Source organism: Flavihumibacter profundi (genome assembly GCF_020076305.1).
Taxonomy (GTDB): Bacteria; Bacteroidota; Bacteroidia; order Chitinophagales; family Chitinophagaceae; genus Flavihumibacter; species Flavihumibacter profundi.
Map to the genome: position 1 here is coordinate 456,490 of NZ_JAIQXE010000004.1, position 21,041 is coordinate 477,530.

Annotated in this window: 25 protein-coding genes; 9 read left to right on the top strand and 16 right to left on the bottom strand. The window is 45.2% G+C overall.

Annotated elements, in window-relative coordinates:
- Positions 1 to 84: 84 nt before the first annotated feature.
- From nuoE to LAQ65_RS20305, 9 genes are all read right to left on the bottom strand, one after another.
- Entirely contained in the window at positions 85 to 582 is a 498-nt protein-coding gene (gene nuoE, locus LAQ65_RS20265; protein ID WP_224118843.1) for an NADH-quinone oxidoreductase subunit NuoE, read from the bottom strand.
- A 32-nt stretch (positions 583 to 614) separates the two neighbouring features.
- Entirely contained in the window at positions 615 to 1,856 is a 1,242-nt protein-coding gene (locus tag LAQ65_RS20270) for an NADH-quinone oxidoreductase subunit D (protein ID WP_224118844.1), read from the bottom strand.
- 43 nt (positions 1,857 to 1,899) lie between these two features.
- Positions 1,900 to 2,418 carry an NADH-quinone oxidoreductase subunit C gene (locus tag LAQ65_RS20275; RefSeq protein WP_224118845.1) on the bottom strand — a complete coding sequence of 173 codons (519 nt, stop codon included), beginning with the start codon at positions 2,416 to 2,418 and terminating at the stop codon, positions 1,900 to 1,902.
- A gap of 21 nt (positions 2,419 to 2,439) precedes the next feature.
- Complete coding sequence (locus tag LAQ65_RS20280; protein ID WP_317197005.1) at positions 2,440 to 3,021, bottom strand: NADH-quinone oxidoreductase subunit B; 582 nt, start codon at positions 3,019 to 3,021, stop codon at positions 2,440 to 2,442.
- An 89-nt stretch (positions 3,022 to 3,110) separates the two neighbouring features.
- Positions 3,111 to 3,509 carry an NADH-quinone oxidoreductase subunit A gene (locus tag LAQ65_RS20285; RefSeq protein WP_224118846.1) on the bottom strand — a complete coding sequence of 133 codons (399 nt, stop codon included), beginning with the start codon at positions 3,507 to 3,509 and terminating at the stop codon, positions 3,111 to 3,113.
- Positions 3,510 to 3,658: 149 nt separating this feature from the next.
- On the bottom strand, positions 3,659 to 5,290 hold the full coding sequence (locus LAQ65_RS20290) for a tetratricopeptide repeat protein (RefSeq protein ID WP_224118847.1): 1,632 nt from the start codon (positions 5,288 to 5,290) through the stop codon (positions 3,659 to 3,661).
- Positions 5,291 to 5,340: 50 nt separating this feature from the next.
- The gene (locus LAQ65_RS20295) at positions 5,341 to 6,249 is read right to left on the bottom strand and encodes a PstS family phosphate ABC transporter substrate-binding protein (protein ID WP_224118848.1); all 909 of its coding nucleotides are present in this window, start codon (positions 6,247 to 6,249) and stop codon (positions 5,341 to 5,343) included.
- Positions 6,250 to 6,278: 29 nt separating this feature from the next.
- Entirely contained in the window at positions 6,279 to 6,515 is a 237-nt protein-coding gene (locus LAQ65_RS20300; protein WP_224118849.1) for a hypothetical protein, read from the bottom strand.
- A 42-nt stretch (positions 6,516 to 6,557) separates the two neighbouring features.
- Positions 6,558 to 7,379 carry a TonB family protein gene (locus tag LAQ65_RS20305; RefSeq protein WP_224118850.1) on the bottom strand — a complete coding sequence of 274 codons (822 nt, stop codon included), beginning with the start codon at positions 7,377 to 7,379 and terminating at the stop codon, positions 6,558 to 6,560.
- A gap of 110 nt (positions 7,380 to 7,489) precedes the next feature.
- Here LAQ65_RS20305 and LAQ65_RS20310 point away from each other — a divergent pair, with 110 nt between their 5' ends.
- Together LAQ65_RS20310 and hisS are read left to right on the top strand one after the other, a co-directional pair.
- The gene (locus LAQ65_RS20310; protein WP_224118851.1) at positions 7,490 to 7,954 is read left to right on the top strand and encodes a low molecular weight protein-tyrosine-phosphatase; all 465 of its coding nucleotides are present in this window, start codon (positions 7,490 to 7,492) and stop codon (positions 7,952 to 7,954) included.
- A 10-nt stretch (positions 7,955 to 7,964) separates the two neighbouring features.
- The gene (gene hisS, locus LAQ65_RS20315) at positions 7,965 to 9,341 is read left to right on the top strand and encodes a histidine--tRNA ligase (RefSeq protein WP_224118852.1); all 1,377 of its coding nucleotides are present in this window, start codon (positions 7,965 to 7,967) and stop codon (positions 9,339 to 9,341) included.
- Here the strand turns inward: hisS and LAQ65_RS20320 are convergent.
- Positions 9,328 to 9,738, bottom strand: coding sequence for a hypothetical protein (locus tag LAQ65_RS20320; RefSeq protein ID WP_224118853.1), 411 nt, complete (start codon positions 9,736 to 9,738; stop codon positions 9,328 to 9,330). The genes hisS and LAQ65_RS20320 overlap by 14 nt on opposite strands.
- A gap of 169 nt (positions 9,739 to 9,907) precedes the next feature.
- Here LAQ65_RS20320 and rlmN point away from each other — a divergent pair, with 169 nt between their 5' ends.
- The 4 genes from rlmN (at position 9,908) to LAQ65_RS20340 (ending at position 13,384) form a co-directional block, all read left to right on the top strand.
- The gene (gene rlmN / locus LAQ65_RS20325) at positions 9,908 to 10,960 is read left to right on the top strand and encodes a 23S rRNA (adenine(2503)-C(2))-methyltransferase RlmN (protein WP_224118854.1); all 1,053 of its coding nucleotides are present in this window, start codon (positions 9,908 to 9,910) and stop codon (positions 10,958 to 10,960) included.
- 37 nt (positions 10,961 to 10,997) lie between these two features.
- Positions 10,998 to 11,537: a hypothetical protein gene (locus tag LAQ65_RS20330; RefSeq protein ID WP_224118855.1), complete on the top strand. Its 540-nt coding sequence runs from the start codon at positions 10,998 to 11,000 to the stop codon at positions 11,535 to 11,537.
- Between the two features lie 61 nt (positions 11,538 to 11,598).
- Complete coding sequence (locus LAQ65_RS20335) at positions 11,599 to 12,618, top strand: pseudouridine synthase (protein ID WP_224118856.1); 1,020 nt, start codon at positions 11,599 to 11,601, stop codon at positions 12,616 to 12,618.
- A 13-nt stretch (positions 12,619 to 12,631) separates the two neighbouring features.
- Positions 12,632 to 13,384, top strand: coding sequence for an RluA family pseudouridine synthase (locus tag LAQ65_RS20340; RefSeq protein WP_262901532.1), 753 nt, complete (start codon positions 12,632 to 12,634; stop codon positions 13,382 to 13,384).
- Positions 13,385 to 13,427: 43 nt separating this feature from the next.
- Here the strand turns inward: LAQ65_RS20340 and LAQ65_RS20345 are convergent, their stop codons facing one another.
- The 3 genes from LAQ65_RS20345 to dinB form a co-directional block, all read right to left on the bottom strand.
- Positions 13,428 to 14,708 (bottom strand): metal-dependent hydrolase family protein, encoded by a 1,281-nt coding sequence (locus LAQ65_RS20345; RefSeq protein WP_224118857.1) that lies wholly within the window; start codon positions 14,706 to 14,708, stop codon positions 13,428 to 13,430.
- Between the two features lie 130 nt (positions 14,709 to 14,838).
- The gene (locus LAQ65_RS20350) at positions 14,839 to 15,477 is read right to left on the bottom strand and encodes a peroxiredoxin (RefSeq protein ID WP_224118858.1); all 639 of its coding nucleotides are present in this window, start codon (positions 15,475 to 15,477) and stop codon (positions 14,839 to 14,841) included.
- A gap of 61 nt (positions 15,478 to 15,538) precedes the next feature.
- Entirely contained in the window at positions 15,539 to 16,690 is a 1,152-nt protein-coding gene (gene dinB, locus LAQ65_RS20355) for a DNA polymerase IV (protein WP_224118859.1), read from the bottom strand.
- Between the two features lie 73 nt (positions 16,691 to 16,763).
- Between dinB and LAQ65_RS20360 the strand changes: the two genes are divergently transcribed.
- The 3 genes from LAQ65_RS20360 (at position 16,764) to LAQ65_RS20370 (ending at position 18,492) form a co-directional block, all read left to right on the top strand.
- The gene (locus LAQ65_RS20360) at positions 16,764 to 17,234 is read left to right on the top strand and encodes a hypothetical protein (RefSeq protein ID WP_224118860.1); all 471 of its coding nucleotides are present in this window, start codon (positions 16,764 to 16,766) and stop codon (positions 17,232 to 17,234) included.
- A complete protein-coding gene (locus tag LAQ65_RS20365; protein WP_224118861.1) occupies positions 17,231 to 17,821 on the top strand; it encodes a Crp/Fnr family transcriptional regulator in 591 nt (196 codons plus the stop codon). Before LAQ65_RS20360 ends, LAQ65_RS20365 begins: the two co-directional genes overlap by 4 nt.
- Positions 17,822 to 17,892: 71 nt before the next feature.
- Positions 17,893 to 18,492, top strand: a complete 600-nt coding sequence (locus LAQ65_RS20370; RefSeq protein ID WP_224118862.1) for a DinB family protein — start codon at positions 17,893 to 17,895, stop codon at positions 18,490 to 18,492.
- Positions 18,493 to 18,495: 3 nt separating this feature from the next.
- Here the strand turns inward: LAQ65_RS20370 and LAQ65_RS20375 are convergent, their stop codons facing one another.
- The 3 genes from LAQ65_RS20375 to ffh all read right to left on the bottom strand — a co-directional run bounded on the left by LAQ65_RS20375 (position 18,496) and on the right by ffh (position 20,983).
- Positions 18,496 to 19,008 carry a ribosome maturation factor RimM gene (locus tag LAQ65_RS20375; RefSeq protein ID WP_224118863.1) on the bottom strand — a complete coding sequence of 171 codons (513 nt, stop codon included), beginning with the start codon at positions 19,006 to 19,008 and terminating at the stop codon, positions 18,496 to 18,498.
- Between the two features lie 85 nt (positions 19,009 to 19,093).
- Positions 19,094 to 19,534: a 30S ribosomal protein S16 gene (rpsP, locus tag LAQ65_RS21130; RefSeq protein WP_214458421.1), complete on the bottom strand. Its 441-nt coding sequence runs from the start codon at positions 19,532 to 19,534 to the stop codon at positions 19,094 to 19,096.
- Positions 19,535 to 19,648: 114 nt separating this feature from the next.
- Complete coding sequence (gene ffh / locus LAQ65_RS20385; RefSeq protein WP_224118864.1) at positions 19,649 to 20,983, bottom strand: signal recognition particle protein; 1,335 nt, start codon at positions 20,981 to 20,983, stop codon at positions 19,649 to 19,651.
- Positions 20,984 to 21,041 lie beyond the last annotated feature (58 nt).

Sequence of the window (21,041 nt, forward strand, 5' to 3'; positions counted from 1 at the left end):
GTTTTTGGTGAACGGTGAGCGGTAAACAGTGAACAGAAATGCCCGTTGTTTAACGATCTCCTATTTTTTCAATCATTTTTTTCCTCAATTCAGCAGGCCTGCATTCTTCCTGCACTCCTCAATAATCTGGTCCACTTTATCTTTAGTCAGGTGTTCGCGGTAGTGCTTGCCCAATTGCATCATGGGCGCATAACCACAGGCACCAAGGCATTCCACAGTTTTCAGGGTAAACAACCCGTCCGGGGTAGTTTCACCAACCCCGATCCCTAAACGCTGTTTGATATAATCAATAATATTGTCGCTACCGCTGACCATACAAGGCCCTGTCTGGCAAACCTCAAACATGAACTTTCCCACAGGTTTAAGGTTGAACATAGAGTAGAAGGTAGCAACTTCGTACACCTCAATCGGTTCAATCTGCAACAGGCCAGCCACGTAATCCATGGTTTCTGCGCTCAGCCATCCGTACTCTTCCTGCGCCAGGTGCAAAAGGGGTATCAACGCACTTTTTTGCTTTCCCTGCGGATAGCGGTTGATGATCTCCTGTACCTTGTTCAGTTTCTCTTCTGAAAATTTTATCATAGTCAATTCGTAAATCGTGAATCGTTCACCCTTTATGCGTCCATCTCCCCTGCAATCAGGTTCAGGCTACTCATGGTGATCACCGCATCACTCAGCAATGCGCCTTTGGTCAGTTCTGAATAAGCCTGGTAGTAGATAAAGCAAGGCCTCCTGAAATGCAGCCTGAATGGGGCACGGCCGCCATCGCTGATCAGGTAGAAACCAAGCTCACCATTTCCTCCTTCCACTGAATGGTACACTTCCCCTTTAGGCATATCAATTTCACCCATGATGATTTTGAAGTGCCAGATAAGTGCTTCCATTTTCGTATATACATCCTGTTTTTCCGGGAGGTAGTATTCCGGAACATCTGCATGGTACACATCGGCATCAGTACCCCTGAACTCCTGAACTTTCCTGAAGGCCTGTTCAATGATGCCCAGGCTCTGCCACATTTCCTGGTTACGGACCATGAAACGATCATAGTTGTCGCCGGTGCTGCCGACAGGAATATCAAATTTAAAGTCCTCGTAGGAAGAATAAGGTGCTGCAACCCTTACATCATAATCCACCCCGGTAGCGCGAAGGTTCGGGCCGGTAAAACCATAATTCAGTGCCCTTTCCGCAGAAATACCACCTGTTCCCATGGTACGCTCCATAAAAATCCTGTTACGGTTGAACAGGTTCTCAAATTCTTTAAGCGTAACGGGATATTCTTTCAGGAATTTTTCAATCTTTTCAAAAGCGGCATTGGTGAAATTCCTTTCAAATCCGCCTATGCGGCCTATATTGGTAGTAAGCCGGCTTCCGCATACTTCCTCGAAGATTTCATAGATCAGTTCGCGGTATTGCATTACGTACAGGAATCCGCTGAATGCCCCGCTATCAACACCCACAATAGAGTTACAGATCAGGTGATCGGCGATCCTTGACAATTCCATGATGATTACCCGCAGGTAATCCACCCGCTTCGGTGTGTTAACCCCGAGCAATTTCTCGCAGGTGAGATGCCATCCCATATTGTTGATGGGAGATGAGCAATAATTCAAACGGTCTGTCAGGGGGGTGATCTGGTATAAAGGCCTTCTTTCAGCGATCTTCTCAAACGCCCTGTGGATATAACCAACAGTCTGTTCGGAAGAAATGATCCGTTCCCCATCTACTTCCAGGATATTCTGGAACACTCCATGTGTGGCAGGGTGTGTGGGACCGAGGTTCAGTGTGGTGGTTTGTTTCTCAATAGAACCTTCCGGAAGCTTTACGTGGTGAGGTTGTTGGTGTATGAGTTCAGACATTACTGTCTTGTTTGTTGTTTGTAGTTAGGTATATGGTTTGTTGTCAGGATATGGAACCTCCACGGCCGAACATTTCATCATCTTTATCAATACGCGACTGGTCTTCGAGCGGGTATTCCTTTCTCATCGGGAAATAATCCATTTCATCCACATTCAGGATACGCTTCAGGTTTGGATGGCCAACAAAATTAATCCCGTAAAAATCATATGTTTCGCGTTCCTGCCAGTTGGCTGATTCGAACAGGCTGGTAGCTGTGAAAACATCAGGATCATTGATACCGGTAAATACCTTCATCCTAAGCCTGACATTATCCACCAGGTTGTGCATGTGGTAAACCACGGCCAGTTCGCGTCCTTCCTGGTTCGGATAATGCACCCCGCAAAGATCAGTAAGGAACCGAAACTTCAATTCATTATCGTCATGTAGGAATTGCATCACTTTCAGGTTCATTTCTTTAGGAACCTCAAAAGTCAGGAATCCGGCAGGTTCTTCCACATTTGTAATGGCATCGCCAAACTTTTCTGTGATCCTCTGCCTGATATATTCGTTCGTCAAAGACATATGAATGATTCTTACAATTAGTTACTCAATACCATAGCTGTTCAGCAAGGCCTTATACTTGTCGCTATTCCTTCTCCGCAGACTTTCCTGTCCAACCAGGTCCTGGCATTTCAACAATCCATCCAATATAGCTTCAGGACGGGGAGGGCAACCGGGAACGTAAACATCAACCGGGATGATCTGGTCAATCCCCTGAAGAACACTATAAGTATCGAAGATACCTCCGGAAGAGGCACAGGCTCCGACAGCAATCACCCAGCGGGGTTCTGACATCTGCAGGTAAACCTGTTTCAGGATGGGGCCCATTTTCTTGGCGATGGTTCCCATTACGAGCAACAGATCACATTGGCGGGGGGTGTGCGCAAACCTTTCGGAACCGAAACGGCCGATATCATAATGTGAAGCACTTGTGGCCATGAATTCAATCCCGCAGCAGGAAGTAGCAAAGGGCATCGGCCAGAGGGAGTTCTTCCGGCCCCAACCAACAACCTGGTCAAGGGTAGTAGCAAAAAATCCTTCACCGCCATAACCTGGCGGCATATCATCGGTGATGACAATCTTACCACCTTCATTCTTTACGTTATATTGAACAGGACGTGCCATAATATAATCAGCTTTTAAAATGAACGATTAATTCACCTACTGTAAAACCGTTCAAGTATTATTAAGTTCAAACTGTGCGCAATTCCCTGCTAGTCCTCCCATTGAAGGGCGCCTTTTTTTAATATATAATAAAATCCACAGAAGAAGAATCCAACGAACATCAGAACTGCCCCAAAACCATTCCAGCCCAGCTCCCTGAAATTCACTGCATAGGGGTAGAAAAAGATAACTTCCACATCAAACAATACAAATAGGATCGCCACGAGGAAATATTTGATAGCCATGGGTTGACGGGCATTTCCCACTGCTTCTATACCACTTTCGTAAGTTTGAAGTTTTTCAGCAGTTTTTCGGTTCGGGCCCAGGAATGGGGAAATTCCCAAGGTAAGGCCAACAAATCCGGCAGCACAGATTATTTGTAATGCAATAGGCAGGTAATCAACTGCAGTATTTGTAGCTACCGCGGTTTGTAACAAGAAAAGATTCATGCTTTCCATATTGTGGGGCAAAAATAAGGTAGCCCGCCAAATAAATAGCGGAACGTTGAAAATAAGTTATTTGTGAAAGGATTGGGGTGTACGCTAAAAGCAGGAGGCCCCGGAATACCGGGGCCTCCTGGACCGAAAATCTTTATCTGCTAGCCTTTGGCACCGGCAGCTTTTTTGGGTGGTTTACTCAATATATCCTTAATGCGTGCTGCGTCAGGATTACCCGGGTCAACCTCCAATACCTTATCGAGGTATTTTATTGCGGTTGCCTTGTCCTTTTTGATATCATTATAATAGGATACGAGGTAGAAATAAGCAGATACAGCCTGGCCCTTATACTTTACCGGATCAAGGGAACGTGAAACTTCGGCCAGCTTCTCATAGGCGGGTACCGCTAAACCCTGGGTCATTGCGGTATCCTGTGCCTGCAAACTTCGTGCATGCCAGAGGTAGCCGAAAATTTCATTAGGATATTTTTCAGTATATGCAACGAATATGGAATCTGCAGTTTTATACTGCCCTGCCTGGTAATTGGATGATCCCCAGTTGTACAAATCAACGTTGCTGGGTGATTTTTTACTGTTATAGGCCTGGCCGAGATATTTAGCCTCCAGGGAACGGTTACCTGATTTTTTCGCCAGGGCTGCTGCACTAGCAATCAGATCAAGGCGGCTATCCAGGGAAGTATCCAGTGCAATTGCCTGGTCATAACTGGCCAGGGCCTGGGTTTCATTGCCCGGGAATTTAGCATAGAGTTTTGCCCTGAACTCATAGTCTTTTGGAATAAAAGCATCTGGCTTTTGCTTGGTGAAATATTGGTCGAGGTAATTCTTAGCCTGGATGGAATCTTTTTTCTCATCATAGCAGTAAGCGATGAGTTTATAATACTTAGGATCGGCCTCGGCACCTAATTTGGCTATATTCCCGTTGGCGGTACTAATAGCTTCATCATAGCGGCGGGATGCAAAGAGGATGGCTGTTTTTTCGTAATCATTGGCGGGCGTAGCATCGGTAACTGCCATATACCTGTCGTAATAATCCTTTGCTTTATTGATATCGCGGTTGAAATAATAATAATATAACTCAAAATAAGAGGGGCCATAATTAGGATCCGCTTTTACTGCATCCTGCAAAGTAGGGATGAAAATATCAGCATTGCCCTGGGTCATGTAAATTTTCCCGATCCTATGCTTTGCAGCGGCATTATTAGGGTCAATTGCAAGTGCCTTTTGGTAGGCCTGAACAGCATTTCCACCATCGACCAGTTTCCTGTAGGCGTCGCCAATCACCAGCCAGGTAGTTGGATTGTTAAACCCTTTTTGCTGGGTAATGGGGGTAAGTTTATCAATCACATACTGGGCATCCCCGTTTTTTGATTCTGTCATGGCATGACCGATCGCATTGGCGATATTGATGTCTTTGTATTTGGTCAGACTCAGCGCAGTTTCAAAACGTTGGCGGGCTTCCTCTTTCCGGCCCTCCTTCAGTTCAATATGGCCCATACCAACCAATAATATGGGCGCGTTCCCATTCGTAGTCAAGGCTTTCTGGTAGAGTTCCTTAGCAGCCGAAGAATCATTCAGTTCTATTAAAGTCTGTCCTAACCAGTAAGTGGCAACAATGTCATTCGGGTTGGCGGCTAATGTTTTCTCAAAAGCATCTTTTGCACTCTTGTAGCGTTCGTAATAGTAGAACTTCTTTCCCTGGTCAACACTTTGCGCGAACAGGGAGTTACCACACATTACTGCGGCTAACACCAGGCTGTAGAGGTATTTCTTCATTGTCGTTTGCTGTTTTAGTCGGTTGTAAATGTATAAAAAACTGGTTTTGTTTATTCATTGATTCCTGCACTTCTTACTTCGAACTGCATTCTTGCCGGCCACAGGTAGGCCCTTCTGAAAATTAACTGCCCCCGTTCATAGATGAGAAAATTCGCAAACCCGCTTCCCAAACCTTCATAATTTTCTTTTAAAATGTAATGCAATCCACGAACCAGGGGATATTGCAAAGTAGCAATATTAACCTGGTTGGGTTTTACATAAACTGAACTGTCGCATATTTTACACCGTAACGAAGCTATGGTTACCTTTTTTTGTAACCTTACATGGACTGAATCTTCGGGGTTGCCGATCCAGCTTACCCCCACAAAACCAACTGCATCAGGATTCCCTGCCACATAATCAATTACCCCCTGGCTGGAGGTTGCTGCTGTTACCGTTTTCCCCAGTTCCTGGCCTTTAAGTATGGAATCCAGCGCATACCTGACAGTACTCGTAGCCGTTAGACCATCCAGAACAGGCCTTAGTTTAAGTGTCCCTGTGCCATTTAAGAGCGATTTAACGTCACTCACCTCAAGAATTGAATCCTTCGACTGTTTGTTGACGATCACAGCTACTGCATCATAGGCAATCCTTCCCTGGACCGGAATAAAGGAAAGGGCATCTTTAAGCCGCTGTTCCTCTGATGACTGCAACTGCCGGGTTACAATAACCATCCGGATACTGTCTACCAGTAAATCTTTCAGGCATTCTGCCTCGGGCTTGTAATGGGCAATGATATGTGCATCCGGAAAGGAAGATTCAAAAACCTTAATCTGTGCATCAATAACAGGCTTAAAGGATTCATCCACACTGATTTGTATGGTGCCACGATCCAGCTTGTCGCTATGGTAAACAACAGGCTTGTTACTGCAATGGCAGCAAAATAAAGCCAAGGCAGCAGCAACCATTAATCGATTCATACGATTATGTATAAACGCAGTACTAAGTCTCATTCAGAATAATAATTCTTTTGATAGCCGCGGTAGATCCTCCAGGCACCATATATAATACAGAGAAAAGAGAAAAAATATTTGAACAGTGGCTCCAGATCAAAGTAAAAGCCCAGTTTCTCAGCAAAGAGGAAGAAAAATCCAAATAATAGAATTATACCGCCCATGCCATAATCGAGGATGGATCGCATCAGACTGTATTGTTTCCTTCTGTTATCGGGTGATTCTTGGGCCATTTATTTGTTGGTTTGGTCCGGGTTGGGCAAGTTAGGAAAAATCTATTGTTCGGGCATTTCAAAAATTATAGGGATATAAAACCAAACATTCACCGCACGACCGTGTTGCTGGCCGGCTTCCCAGCGTGGCATTTTTTTCATAACCCTAATGACTTCACTGTCATAGGGGTCGCCACCCTGCTTTACCAGTTCAACCTGGCCAATTTCACCTGTTTTACCCACAACAAACCGCACCACCACTTTTACCCTTTCGCCCGCCTGCTGGCCTTCCTGGGGCCTGAGCTGCTTCGATAACCATCTTTGCAGGGCTGCTTCACCACCAGGAAATTGCGGCATAACTGTGGCCGTTTCCAGCACTTCAGGTGCTTCTTCCATAGGGGGCTGAACAGGTGCCGCCGGCATTGTGGCCTGGCCATTGCTAGCGGGACCAGGGGCTGTGTTATCACCTGGTTCACCTGTAAAGTTTTCAGTTCCAATGCGGCTTTGCGCGAGATCATCCTGGTCCGGAATACCCGAATTTTCCACATTTGGATCAATAACCGGGGCACCAAATCCAACAGTTGAAATTCGTGGCCGATGTTGTATTGGCGGCGGCGGTGGCGGCGGCGGAGTGGAAAAATCAGGCGTAGGAGCCAGGCGGATGGTATCTGTTAAAATGAAAGGAAGGAGGTTGGATAATTTCCCGTTACCAGGATATTTTGGTAATAATATCCAGAAACCGGCCACGAGAAGCACCATACCGACAATACCAGTAACTAAATGCAGGGTATAGTTCCGCCTTAATGCATAAGCGCCGTAGGCTTTGTTGCGGTTTTCAAAGAGAATATCCAGCAGATCACTGCGTAAAATGAGTTCTGGCTTCATAAAATTGAAGTTTGGTGACTAAATGTTATGGTTAAACGCAGCGCTGTGTCCTGCAATAAGATGCCGGGAACAAAGGAATCCATAAAACAAACTATCCTATTTTTGCGGCCATGAAGATCCTGATGGTATGCCTGGGAAATATCTGCCGGAGTCCGCTGGCGGAAGGAATATTGCGGCAGAAAGTTGCTGAAGCCGGACTTAACTGGACCATTGACAGTGCGGGTACAAACGGGTACCATGTTGGGGAAGCCCCCCATCCCCTATCCCAAAAAGTTGCCCGGATGAATGGTATCGACATTTCAGGGCAAAGGGCCCGGAATTTCGTGGCAGCAGATTTTGACCGGTTCGACAGGATTTATGCCATGGCCACTGATGTATTAGCCGAAATGCGCCGTATTGCCCGAAACAACTACGATCCGCCAAAAGCCATGCTGCTGCTGGATGCCATTTACCCGGGCGAAGAGCGCGATGTACCAGATCCCTGGTACGGTCCGGAGCCGGGCTACCATGAAGTTTTTGACCTTATCAACAAGGCCTGCGCCACCATTATTGAACAATCAACTATCACCTTTTAGTATATTCCCGATGTCTAAACCTTCCCTTCCAGCCGGAACCCGCGATTTTAGTGCAGATGTGGTCCGCAAACGGAATTATATTTTCAATACCATTAAATCGGTTTTTGAACTCTACGGTTTTCAGCCCCTGGAAACTCCCGCTATGGAAAACCTGAACACCCTGATGGGAAAGTATGGTGAAGAGGGTGATAAACTGATTTTTAAAATACTTAATAACGGACTAGGCGACCCTAAGAATATTGATAAGGCAAGGGTGGCATTTGAACAGGTATTACAGGGTAAAAATGATGCAAACTTAACAGAACGTGCACTTCGGTACGACCTCACCATCCCTTTCGCCAGGTATGTGGCCATGAATTACGGGCAACTAGCGCTTCCGTTTAAACGCTACCAGGTACAGCCTGTCTGGCGGGCCGACCGGCCGCAAAAAGGACGTTACCGGGAATTCTACCAATGCGATGCTGATATTGTAGGCAGCAACTCCCTTTTAAATGAAGTGGAACTGACCGCCATTTACGCAAATGTTTTCAAGCGATTAGGCATCCCCGTTGAAATAAGGTTGAACAGCAGGAAAATTTTAGCAGCCCTTGCCGAACTATGCGGCGGTGCCGGTAAGATGACAGACATCACCATAGCGATAGACAAACTGGATAAGATTGGCCCCGATAAAGTGAAAGATGAACTTATTGCCCGAGGACTAACACCGGAACAGGTAACAGACATTGAAAAATATTTATCCATCACCGGTAGTAACAGAGAAAAAATTGAAGCGGTCAGGTCCCTGCTTGGCCATATCCCGCTTGCCGTTCAGGGCATCAGCGAATTACAATTCATTCTATCTTTTAATGAAGCAGGAAACCCCGATGCAGCAGATAACCTCGTTTGTGATTTTACCCTTGCGCGTGGACTCAACTATTACACCGGAATCATTTTTGAAGTAAAGGCAACCACTGTTCAAATGGGCAGTATCGGCGGCGGCGGAAGGTATGATGATTTAACCGGCCTGTTCGGTGTACCGAATGTACCCGGCGTGGGTATTAGCTTTGGTGTGGACCGTATATACGATGTTATGGAAGAACTGCAACTTTTCCCGGCAGAGGTAAATACAGGCACCACTGTATTGTTTTTTAACCTGGGGGAAGCGGAAAGCCGGGCTGCATTTGGTTTGTTGCAGCAATTAAGGAAAAAGGGTATCCGTTCAGAAATCTATCATGAACAGGCAAAATTTGACAAACAGTTCAAATATGCCGAAAAGAAAGGCATCCAATATATTGTTATACTGGGCAGTAAGGAATTAGCAGATGGAAATTGCATGGTTAAGCAGCTGGCCAGCGGGCAACAACAAACGGTTGCCCAGCCAGATTTACCAAAATTTAATTTCGCCTGAACTGCCGCCCTGCATATAAAGGTTCGCCTGAACAGGAAATGCTCCAGGTCCAGGTTGCAGTACCATTGTCTTTCTGGCCATCCAGGATATAGCCCATGGCTTCAATATGAATACCAACTACTGCCCTGGTAGAATCTGCCCTTTTAAAATTTGCAATTCCATTGAAATTAATGATGGTGAAATTGTCACCATCCAGGTGTTGCAAGGGAGAGTTTCCTGCTTCTGAATTCATGCTAAGCGCGTTGAGGCTGTCACCCACCACTTCAACCGACTGAACAACGCTACCATCAGGAAACTTATATTTTCCTAAAAAAGATTTGTAGGTAGTATCCTGCTGGGCATGGGCAATGGCCAATCCGCCAAAAAAGAACAGCAAACAAAACAAACCGTTTTTCATATAGCAAATTTTCCTAAATATAGCAATTGGGGCTGAAAAAAAGAACAGAGGCCGCCAAGCCAAACATGCAGCAGGAAAAGAGCAGGCTGACATCAGCAATAAATCAAGGATTAACGATACACTAACTACCGTTCAACCCTCGCCGCCCACCATTTCCTATCTTTGCACGATGTTAAAAGGGGCAAACAAGAATATCCGGCAGTTGTCGAAAGAGGAACTGGAGCAATATTTTGAGGAAATCGGGGAAAAGAAATTCCGGGCTAAACAGGTCTATGAATGGCTATGGGCCAAACAGGCCCAGCGTTTCGAGGATATGACCAACCTCAGCAAGGAGTTACGCACCAGGCTGGCTGAACATTTTACCTTGCCAGCCTTAACAGCTGATTTAACGCAGCACAGTGCTGATGGTACTGTCAAAAGCCGCTTTCGTACGGTAGACGGGCACCTGGTGGAAGGGGTATTAATCCCCACCGATGACCGTAAGACAGCTTGCGTTTCCTCCCAGATAGGCTGCTCGCTGAGTTGCAAGTTTTGCGCTACAGGGTATATGGACCGTAAGCGGAACCTTGAATTCGATGAAATTTATGACGAGGTGGTACTGATTAACCAGCAAAGTGAAAAAGTGTATGGCAAAAAGCTGACGAATATTGTTTTTATGGGAATGGGTGAACCGTTGCTCAACTATAAAAATGTGCTGAAAGCCATTGAAATGATCAGTTCACCGGAAGGATTGGGCATGAGTCCGAGACGCATTACAGTTTCCACCGCCGGTGTAGCCAAGATGATCCGCCAGCTTGGCGATGATAAAGTGCGGTTTAAACTGGCGCTTTCCCTGCATGCGGCAAATGACGCTAAGCGGCACGAAATTATGCCCATCAATGACAGTAATGATATCAAAAGCCTCATTGAAGCCCTGAATTATTTTTACCAGCAAACAGGTAATGAAATCACCTTTGAATACATCCTGTTCAAAGACTTTAACGATTCTTTAAAAGATGCTGAAGAACTTGTAAAGATCTACCGCCAGGTTCCCGCTGACCTCATCAATATTATCGAATACAACCCTATTGACCTTGCTGCATTTGAAAAACCCGAGGAAGATAAAGTGATGCAATTCATGCAATACCTGGAAAAGCACCGGGTGAACGTTCGCTTGCGCAGAAGCCGGGGAAAAGATATTGACGCAGCCTGCGGCCAGTTGGCCAATAAAGAAAGCCATTAAACTTTCGCCTTCATAGCCAGTCCTAAAATAAAACGCTATGAAAAAAATATTCACAACGGCAATGCTTGGATTTTGCCTTCATATGGCGATGGCCCAGGAAGGTGGCAAGATGAGGCTGCAAGATGGTGTGGGACCTGACAGGCACCGTCAACCGATGGATTTTAAAGCATTACACCTAACGGAAGACCAGCAAAACAAAATGGCTGAATTGCGCAAGGAACAACAGGCCAAAATGATGGCGATCCTAACGCCGGAGCAAAGGAAGCAGCTTGGTGAACAAAAGGCCGGCCGAAAGCTGGAAAACGAAAAAAGATCTGCAGAAAGGATGGAGAAAATGAAAGAAAAACTGAACCTCAGTGCTGATCAATCCACAAAAATGACCCAGCTGGATAAGGATTTCAGGCAAAAAGCTGAAGTAATAAGAGCTAATGATGCCCTTGCTGCAGCTGAACAGCGCAGGCAACTAAAAGCATTGGTTGAAGCGCATAAATCCGATATGAAAGCTATGCTTAACCCCGACCAGCAAAGCATCCTGGATGAAATGAAAAGCAGGCGGAATAAGGGCCAATCCCGATAATCCGGGTTAACTTCAGTACTTTTGCACCCATCCCTGTTGAAAAACAGCAAATTTTAAGTACATGAAAAAGTCCACCGGGTTCGAGAAATTCGCGAACAAGAAGAAAGCGGGTACCATTAAGGAAGCCTACCGCAAAGAAAGAAGAGAAATCAAAAATGAGCGGGCTGAAGCCATTAAGGAAAAAATTGACGAGAAAAGAAAATCAAGGTATGCAAAGCCGGAAGCCCCGGCAACCAGGCCATCCCACAGTAAAGCCATAACAAAAAGTGCAGTTAAGATAGCTGATAAAACGCCTCCTGCTGGTGTTGCAAATGCAGGCCAGCACGAACACGGTGCATCCCTAATGCCGCTGAACAAATTCATTGCACATTGTGGTGTTTGTGCCCGGCGCGATGCAGCTGCGCTGGTAAAAGAGGGCATCGTAACTGTAAATGGCGCAAATGTTACTGAACCGGGATTTAAAGTAACCGAAAAGGATATTATAACGGTGAAAGGTAAGCGGGTTACAATTACCAAGAACCTGGTATATATATTACTAAACAAGCCGAAAGATTATATTACAACAACGGAAGATCCCCAGGGCCGCAAGACTGTGCTGGACCTGATCAAAACAGCCACTTCAGAAAGAGTATATCCTGTTGGGCGGCTCGACAGGAACACCAGTGGTGTACTCTTGTTTACCAACGATGGCGATCTGGCGCAAACGCTTTCACACCCAAAGAACCAGGTTAAGAAAATTTACGAGGTTAAACTCGATAAACCCCTGACTAAAAATGATTTTGATACCATTCGCAATGGTATAACACTCGAAGATGGATTTGTTGCCCCCGACGCACTGGGTTATGCCGATCCGAAAGACAAAAGCGTTATCGGCATTGAAATTCACAGTGGCCGTAACCGCATTGTGCGCCGCATTTTTGAACATATGAAATATGATGTACGCGGGCTTGACCGGGTAATGTATGCGGGGCTGACAAAGAAGAATGTACTGCGGGGAAAATGGCGTTTACTTACTGAAAAAGAGGTTCGCCTGTTGAAGCATTTCAACAAAAGCACAAAAAAAGAAAAATCCGACCAATAACAGCCTGAAGTTCATGAAACATCCATTGGAAATTTTACTGGAAACCGACGACCTGATAGCCGTGAACAAACCTGCCGGGTTATTGTCTATACCAGACCGCGAACAATCTGAACCATCGCTTAAAGACATCCTACTGCAAAAATATGGCAGCATTTATACGGTGCATCGGTTGGATAAAGAAACAAGTGGTGTAATCGTCTTCGCAAAGAATGAAGCCAGTCACAAATTTTTATCAAAGCAGTTTGAAGAAAGAAGTACTGAGAAATTTTATAACGGACTGGTTCTGGGCAAACTATACGAAGCCGAGGGAATAATCGATGAACCCATTGGTGAACACCCGGTAAAAAAGGGGCTGATGACAATTGTCCGTAAAGGAAAACCATCTATAACCGCATACAGGGTATTGGAAAGTTTCAATTTATATAGCTGGCTTGAATTTAAAATCCTTACCGGGCGTACACACCAGATCAGGGTGCACATGAAACACCTGGGTCATCCCATTGTGTGCGATCCATTATATGGCGACGGCAAAGCGGTATTCCTTTCTTCTTTCAAGAAAAAATTCAACCTGGGGAAAGATGTTCTGGATGAAAAACCTTTGCTAAACAGGCTGGCATTACATGCAAGGGAACTTCGTTTTACCGATCCCTCAGGAATACAAAGGTCACTGGAAGCACCGATACCCAGGGACCTGAGGGCTACCCTGCAACAACTGGAAAAACATGGTGGTGGCAAAACGGGAGAATTTAAAAAACAAGCCATTTAATATTCCCCGGTAATCGCCTGTAACCACAGCATTCCTGAAATACTCATTCACTTTTATATACTTTGCCTTCTTTCATAACAAACCTTACCCGGCCCATTGCCTGAACATCTTTAACGGGGTCGCCGTCTATTGCAATAATATCAGCCAGTTTCCCATTTTCAATAGATCCGAGGATATCAGTGGCACCTAATAATTCCGCCGCAGATACTGTAGCAGATTTTATTGCTTCCATAACAGGCATTCCTGCTTCGTGCATGTAAACAAATTCGAGCCAGTTTTTCCCGTGGGCATATACTCCCGCATCAGTTCCAAAAGCAATTTTAACCCCGGCTTTATATGCTTTTGCGAATGTCGCCTGGATCATTGGACCGGTTGCCAGGGCCTTTGGGGTAACAACTTCTGTATAGTAACCTGGTATTTTTGCGCTGTCGCCGACAGATTTTCCGGCAGTAATTGTAGGAACATACCAGGTTCCATATTGTTTCATCAGAGCAATGCCTTCATCGTCCATAAAAGTACCATGCTCAATAGAATTTACACCACCCCGTATGGCACGCTTTATACCTTCTGCGCCATGGGCATGTGCAGCGACTTTAAAGCCATAGTCTTTTGCAGCAGCAACTATTGCCTTGATCTCTTCTTCAGTAAACTGTGCGTTGGCACCATCTTTGGCCTGGCTAAGGACACCACCGGTAGCTGTTATTTTGATCAGGTCAGACCCTTCTTTGTAGCGTTGCCTCACTGCCTGGTAAGCTTCTTCCACACCATTAATCACACCTTCTTTTGGTCCGGGATCACCCATCAGGTCTTTGCGGTAGCCATTTGTCGGATCTGCATGTCCGCCAGTTGTGGCAATCGATTTGCCTGCGGTAAATATCCTTGGGCCAACCACTTCACCTTTGGCAATAGCATTGCGAAGCGAAATGTTTACGCCGGTTCCACCCAGATCGCGGACTGTAGTGAAGCCCGACATCAAGGTACTGTTTGCGTATTTTAAAGAGGAAAAAGCGATATCAGCCGGATTGACCACAAACCTTTCGCCGGCTTCTCCCTTTTTTGTTTCCATTTCGAGGTGTACGTGCATATCAATTAACCCGGGCATCACCGTGCGGTTCTTCAGGTCAATCACCTTGTCATTATTCCTGGCTGTAATATAGCCATCTTGTATATCTGCAATTTTTTTTCCATCCACAATAATGGTTTTTGCAGAAAGCATTTTACCTGCTTTAACATCAACAAGTTGTCCGCAGTAAATAATTGTACGCTGGCCGGAAGCAAGGCTGGCAAAAAGCAAAAGAAGGCCAAAGAGGGAAAATATTTTCATAAACAATATTCTAATAGGTCCTTTGAAAGTACTAAGCTTTTAGCATTCCGGCAGATTATCCGATTCAATAAAACGGGCAAAAAAAACCCGGAGAAAATAATTCACCGGGTTGCTATAATTACTACTCCAATTAATCAATGTTTGGCTGTGGGGTATAGCGCAGGTAAGGCTTAACCACTTTCACGCCTTTAGGGAATTTTTTAATGGCATCTTCTGTACTTACAGCAGGGACAACAATAACGTCATCACCAGCTTTCCAATCCGCAGGCGTAGCTACACTGTATTTGGCAGTAAGTTGCAACGAGTCAATTACACGCAATACCTCAAAGAAATTACGACCTGTGGAAGCAGGGTAAGTGATCATCAGTTTTATTTTTTTATCAGGACCGATGATAAACAATGACCTCACGGTAAAGGTTTCTGAAGCATTGGGATGGATCATACCATACAAATTGGCCACTTCTTTTTTCTCATCGGCAATGATGGGGAAGTCAACCGTACAATGCTGCGTTTCATTGATATCATTGCGCCATCCCAGGTGTTTATCCAGTGGGTCAACAGAAACCGCAAGCACTTTTACGTTACGCTTTTCAAACTCCTGTTTCAACAGGGCTGTTTTACCAAGTTCGGTTGTACATACTGGTGTATAATCTGCAGGGTGCGAAAATAACACACCCCAGCTATCGCCCAGGTACTCATGAAAATCAATTTCCCCTTCTGTAGTTACGGCTTTAAAATTGGGCGCCGTATCGCCTAAACGTAAACTCATATGATGGAATTTTAATTCGATGGACGTGCAAGATAATTAATCCTACTTATTTAATAGGGAATTATTTTTTCATACCTCCAGCCTTATTGAGGGCCCCTTTTCCAAACTTATTTTTCACCTCATCTATAGCTTTATAAAGGTCAGATTTCCGGTTTACATCCTGGAATAAATTGGTTTGCCGCGCCCCATCAGTCAGTTCGCTGAGCCGGACACCAATGAGGCGAACTGATTTTCCTTTACGGTAAAGCTGATGGAACAGTAATTTGGCCTGGGGCAGCAATTCATCATCATAAAATGTGTAGGGAATGGAGGTTTGGCGGGAAGTGGTTTCAAAATCGGGGTACCGGATTTTAACGGAAATGCATCCAGCCAATTTATTATCCTGTCGAAGTTCAAACGCAACTTTTTCGGTCATCCGCACCAATTCAGCCAATAAAAAATCTGTATCAGAAACATCTTTATCGAAGGTTATTTCTGTGGAAACCGATTTGGTTTCCTGGTAAGGTGAAACAGCCCCAATATGGATACCATGGGCTTTTTTCCATAGATCTGTACCGGATTTTCCCAGCTGCCGGGTTAGCAGGTCTGGATTTGCCTGTCGCAATTCGCTGATGGTTTCAATACCCAGTTGCAGCAGGTCACGATAGGTTTGGTCGCCGACGCCGGGAATTTTACTAACCGGCATCGGGTCAAGGAAACTCCCCTCTTTTCCGGGTTCAATAAAAAGAAAGCCATTGGGCTTGGCGGCATCTGTGGCGATTTTTGCAATCATTTTATTAGAACCCATACCAAATGAGATAGGGAGACCAGTTTGACTGATAATTTTTTCCCTTAACGCGACGGTCCATTCCAGTGGATTGAAAAAGCGGTCCATGCCGCTGATGTCTAAATAAAATTCGTCGATGGATGCCTTCTCAAAAACCGGAGCAGCCGCAGCGATCATTTCGGTAACCATACGCGAGTACCTGGTGTAGGCGCCCCTGGTGCCCTGTACAATTCGCAACTGCGGACAAATGCGAAGTGCTGTTCGCATAGGCATCGCCGAATGAACGCCAAATTTCCGGGCCTCATAACTGCAGGCCGCAACAACTGAACGGTCGCTGTTCCCGCCAACAGCAAGAGGAATTCCTTTAAGAGATGGATCCAAGAGGCATTCTACCGATACAAAAAATGCATCGAGGTCAAAATGTGCAATCAACCTTTGAGCAGACATTCCCAAATGTACAACTTTCACCCGCCGGGTAATACCCGGCGGGTGAAAGGCCTGAAAACACTATTTTTAAGGCATGGAATGGTTAAAAACCGGACTAGGTCCATTAGAGAAACTGATCAGTTTTTTACAGCAGAAATCAGAGACTGCAGATGTGCATAAAAAGCAACTGCTTCGTGAACTGCGGCTTAACCTCAGTGTTTTCAGGAATGGCTACCTGAATCATTTTCCGGAGGATACTATTATCGGGCACCTGTCGAATGAAGCTATCAAAGCAGCCATCAAGGCTAATTTCAAATTCACTAAACTAAAACCCGGGAAAATAGAACCATACCATATTCTGGATGAACGCAACCGGCGTTACCAGGGTTGGACAATAGCGCAACTTTTTGATAAGATTGATGAAAAAATTGAAGAAATAAAAACCATCCAGCAAATGAACGGCGGTTCGGTTAAGCGGGTTAGGAACAATATCGCCCTGATGTTAAGTAATTTGTATTTCCGGTTAAAGCTTGCAGCTGATTTCCTCCAATCTGAATTGAAATGAAGCAAATACCCGATGCACTGAAAATAATGTATGAGCAGCTGTCTGCCCTACATGATATACCGCCAATCGAATGGTCGGCTTTCAGCGACATCTGGGTACCGGTAAGCTATAAACGAAAAGAAGTGATAACCGTGGCAGGGGAAAAAGAAAAATATCTCTATTGGGTAACAGAAGGTGTTCAGCGGGGCTTTCAGTTACATGGTGAGAAAGAAGCCACTATTCTGTTTAGTTATCCCTATTCTTTTTCCGGCATTCTTGATTCTTTCCTCAACCAGAAACCTTCGAAGTTTTTCCTGGAAACCTTAACCAGCAGTAGTTTTTTACGAACCAGTTACTACCAGTTTGAGCAGGTTAGAAAAAGCCGGCAGTCTATTGCAGAGGTCATTTATCAGGCGCTCTGTACTACGGTCAGCGGCCTGTTGGACAGGCAGGCAGAGTTAATGGTCTATACCGCTGAAGAAAAATTCAGGACCTTATTAACCAGGAGCCCGCACATCCTGCAAATTGTGCCACACAAATACCTGGCTTCCTATCTTGGATTAGACCCCACTACTTTTAGTAAGCTGTTGTCTTCTGTAAAAATATAGGCAAGGAAAAGCTTGGCCTGCACCAAGATTTTGTTGTAAGGGCTAAAATAGATTTGTGAAAAATAACCAGGATGAAACCATTTAATTCCTCCGTCCTGCTGCGGGAACTTAGCAATGAATCTCTCGTACTGCTTGAAGATATCACACAAATAGCCGAACAAACATCACCTGATTTGCTGGAAACCAATGATGGGCCAGGCAGGTGGAATACCCTGCAAGTGCTGGAACACCTCAACAGTTATTACCGGTATTACCTTCCGCTGATGGAGCATAAAATGGAGCTGTCCACCAAACACGCACAACCATTATTTAAACCTGGATGGTTGGGTGATTATTTTACCCGGTCGATGTTGCCTAAAAACGGGACAATCTCCAATAAAATGAAAGCAGTGAAAAGCCACTCACCAAACCCAAAACTTAATAGCAGCCACGTTATAGGTGAATTTTTACAATGGCAGAGAAAACTGGTTCATCTGCTTCATTTGGCAGAACGCTGTGACCTGAATGCTATCCGGATTCCAATCTCCATAAGTCCATTTATAAAATTAAAGCTAGGTGATGTCTTCAGGTTCATTATAGCACACAACCAACGACACCAGGTGCAAATCGGGAAATTGCTCAACCTGGTTCACCCCGCGGGTATTACCCGCCGGGAACTACCCGCCGGGTGAAGGTTAGCGGAAGATATCGAGAAGGCCGTCGGGAAGGTCGAGTATCACTAGTTTTTTCTTAGGGTCCATTTTGAGCAGGGAGCCTGCATGCACAGGGATGAGGGCTTCTTTACCATCAAGGTCTATTCGACAAAGCACCTGGTGTGGCTGTTCAATTACCTCCAGAATTTCCCCGAGATCCTGGCCATCATGTATGATGTGGTAACCCAATAATGAAATGGACGCATTTTTCGCGGCGTACCTTGAAAAGTCTTCTTCAGTCAGCCAGACTTCCTTCTGATTCAGCAGCAGTGCGGCCTCGCGACTGGAAACACTTTCAAGGGCCAACAGCACCTCGGTATCGCTTTTGGCGCGTGCAGACTGAATAAAATAAGGCAGGAATTCCCCCTTGTGTACTTCAATAAATATTGTTTCCAATCCCTTCAGGGCCGTTTTTTTCCCCAGGGCATGTTTTAACACCAATTCGCCATTAACCCCAAAGCTGGCTACGATTTTACCAATACTGTTATACTGCATAATAAATTAATTGGCCTTATACAGGTAATGAAAAATCCCGGTGACGGGCACCGGGACTTTATTCTGAGCATTTTTTTGCATTCAATTATTCAGCACCACCTTCCTGACGGGGCTGCGGCCTTCTGTTCGGGGTTGGAAACCGGCGAACCTGGCGTTGCTTGCGGTGCTCATCGCTACGCTTCTTCAACTGAGCTTCATGTTCTTTGTGCCATACTTCAAACTTCTGCATAGCGGTAACATCATCGAACAAGCCCAGCTTAACGCCGCGCAACAGGTGTTTCAGGTACAATACACCTTTGAATGACAGGATACGACGAACCGTATCAGTTGGCTCAGCACCTTTGTGCAGCCAATCGAGCGCACGCTGGCGATCTAACTGAATGGAAGCTGGAACTGTCAGAGGGTTGTAAGTACCGATTTTCTGGATGAATTTTCCATCCCGTGGTGCACGTGCATCCGCCACTACTATAAAGTAGAATGGCCTTTTCTTGGAGCCGTGACGCTGCAATCTCATTTTAACTGGCATCTTAAATAAAAATTTAAATGCGTGAATAAATAGGGTTTCCCTTAATAAGGACTGCAAAAGTAGCAAGTCCGAAACATATATGCAAACTAAAAAATTATTATCTTATTACAAAGCTTAACGACGACCAAAACCGCCCATTCCGGGCATTTTTCCACCCATTGGCATCTTATTCATCATTTTCATCATGTCTTTCATCTGGTCAAATTGCTTCATAAAAGCATTCACATCACTAATATCTTTTCCAGAACCTTTGGCAATCCGTTTACGGCGACTGATATCAATAGTATCGGGGTTTGACCGTTCAAACGGGGTCATTGAGTTAATCATTGCCTCAATGCCCTTAAATGCATCATCACTGATGTCAATATCCTTTACCGCCTTTCCCACGCCGGGGATCATGCCGAGCAGGTCTTTTATATTACCCATTTTTTTAATCTGCTCCAGTTGTTGCTTGAAATCTTCAAAATCAAACTGGTTTTTACGGATTTTTTTCTCCAGTTTCCTGGCCTGTTCTTCATTGAATTGCTCCTGGGCCCTTTCTACAAGCGTTGTAATATCGCCCATACCCAGTATCCTTTGCGCCATCCTCTCCGGATAAAACACATCCAGGGTATCGAGTTTTTCGCCGCTGCTAACAAACTTAATTGGTTTATTAACCGTATAACGGATTGAAAGCGCCGCACCACCGCGTGTATCGCCATCCAGCTTGGTCAGTACTACCCCGGTAAAATTAAGGCGGTCATTGAAAGTTTTCGCAGTATTTACAGCGTCTTGTCCGGTCATGGAATCCACTACGAACAGAATTTCCTGCGGGTTTACAGCAGCCTTAATATTGGCCACTTCGTTCATCATCACTTCATCCACAGCAAGCCGGCCGGCAGTATCGATAATCACCACATTTTTATTCCTGGAACGCGCTTCAGCAATAGCTTTGCGTGCAATGTCAACTGCATCCTTATTATCAGGTTCGCTATAAACATCCACCCCAATCTGGGAACCAAGCACTTTCAGCTGGTCGATTGCCGCGGGACGGTAGATATCTGCTGCCACCAGCATTGGGGAGAATCCTTTTTTCCCTTTCAGGTAATTGGCCAGTTTTCCGCTGAACGTTGTTTTACCGGAACCCTGGAGACCGGCAATCAAAATCACCGCCGGATTGCCTTTTGCATTAAACTCGCTTTCTGTGCCGCCCATCAGTTCAGCCAACTCATCTTTCACGATCTTCACCATTAGCTGGCCCGGACTAACGGCTGTGAGCACTTTCTCGCCCATGGCTTTGTCCTTGATACGATCGGTAAATTCCTTGGCAATTTTATAGTTCACATCTGCATCCACCAATGCACGGCGGATATCCTTAACAGTAGCCGCCACATTCAGTTCTGTAATACGGCCTTCCCCTTTTATCTGCTTAAAGGCCGACTCGAGCCTTTCACTTAATGATTCAAACATACCCGTGTGTTTTTTCCCAAAAAATAAGGTGAACTTAAAGTTCACCTTAAATTGGAGT

Coding starts and splice junctions, on each gene's coding strand:
- LAQ65_RS20370 (WP_224118862.1), top strand. CDS start 17,893: ATGAAACCATTTAATTCCTCCGTCCTGCTGCGGGAACTTAGCAATGAA.
- LAQ65_RS20320 (WP_224118853.1), bottom strand. CDS start 9,738: ATGAAAAACGGTTTGTTTTGTTTGCTGTTCTTTTTTGGCGGATTGGCC.
- LAQ65_RS20310 (WP_224118851.1), top strand. CDS start 7,490: ATGAAGATCCTGATGGTATGCCTGGGAAATATCTGCCGGAGTCCGCTG.
- LAQ65_RS20350 (WP_224118858.1), bottom strand. CDS start 15,477: ATGAGTTTACGTTTAGGCGATACGGCGCCCAATTTTAAAGCCGTAACT.
- LAQ65_RS20345 (WP_224118857.1), bottom strand. CDS start 14,708: ATGAAAATATTTTCCCTCTTTGGCCTTCTTTTGCTTTTTGCCAGCCTT.
- LAQ65_RS20295 (WP_224118848.1), bottom strand. CDS start 6,249: ATGAATCGATTAATGGTTGCTGCTGCCTTGGCTTTATTTTGCTGCCAT.
- LAQ65_RS20300 (WP_224118849.1), bottom strand. CDS start 6,515: ATGGCCCAAGAATCACCCGATAACAGAAGGAAACAATACAGTCTGATG.
- LAQ65_RS20340 (WP_262901532.1), top strand. CDS start 12,632: ATGAAACATCCATTGGAAATTTTACTGGAAACCGACGACCTGATAGCC.
- LAQ65_RS20375 (WP_224118863.1), bottom strand. CDS start 19,008: ATGCAGTATAACAGTATTGGTAAAATCGTAGCCAGCTTTGGGGTTAAT.
- LAQ65_RS20335 (WP_224118856.1), top strand. CDS start 11,599: ATGAAAAAGTCCACCGGGTTCGAGAAATTCGCGAACAAGAAGAAAGCG.
- LAQ65_RS20275 (WP_224118845.1), bottom strand. CDS start 2,418: ATGTCTTTGACGAACGAATATATCAGGCAGAGGATCACAGAAAAGTTT.
- LAQ65_RS20360 (WP_224118860.1), top strand. CDS start 16,764: ATGGAATGGTTAAAAACCGGACTAGGTCCATTAGAGAAACTGATCAGT.
- LAQ65_RS20330 (WP_224118855.1), top strand. CDS start 10,998: ATGAAAAAAATATTCACAACGGCAATGCTTGGATTTTGCCTTCATATG.
- nuoE (WP_224118843.1), bottom strand. CDS start 582: ATGATAAAATTTTCAGAAGAGAAACTGAACAAGGTACAGGAGATCATC.
- rpsP (WP_214458421.1), bottom strand. CDS start 19,534: ATGCCAGTTAAAATGAGATTGCAGCGTCACGGCTCCAAGAAAAGGCCA.
- LAQ65_RS20280 (WP_317197005.1), bottom strand. CDS start 3,021: ATGGCACGTCCTGTTCAATATAACGTAAAGAATGAAGGTGGTAAGATT.
- rlmN (WP_224118854.1), top strand. CDS start 9,908: ATGTTAAAAGGGGCAAACAAGAATATCCGGCAGTTGTCGAAAGAGGAA.
- dinB (WP_224118859.1), bottom strand. CDS start 16,690: ATGTCTGCTCAAAGGTTGATTGCACATTTTGACCTCGATGCATTTTTT.
- LAQ65_RS20270 (WP_224118844.1), bottom strand. CDS start 1,856: ATGTCTGAACTCATACACCAACAACCTCACCACGTAAAGCTTCCGGAA.
- LAQ65_RS20290 (WP_224118847.1), bottom strand. CDS start 5,290: ATGAAGAAATACCTCTACAGCCTGGTGTTAGCCGCAGTAATGTGTGGT.
- LAQ65_RS20285 (WP_224118846.1), bottom strand. CDS start 3,509: ATGAATCTTTTCTTGTTACAAACCGCGGTAGCTACAAATACTGCAGTT.
- LAQ65_RS20365 (WP_224118861.1), top strand. CDS start 17,231: ATGAAGCAAATACCCGATGCACTGAAAATAATGTATGAGCAGCTGTCT.
- ffh (WP_224118864.1), bottom strand. CDS start 20,983: ATGTTTGAATCATTAAGTGAAAGGCTCGAGTCGGCCTTTAAGCAGATA.
- LAQ65_RS20305 (WP_224118850.1), bottom strand. CDS start 7,379: ATGAAGCCAGAACTCATTTTACGCAGTGATCTGCTGGATATTCTCTTT.
- hisS (WP_224118852.1), top strand. CDS start 7,965: ATGTCTAAACCTTCCCTTCCAGCCGGAACCCGCGATTTTAGTGCAGAT.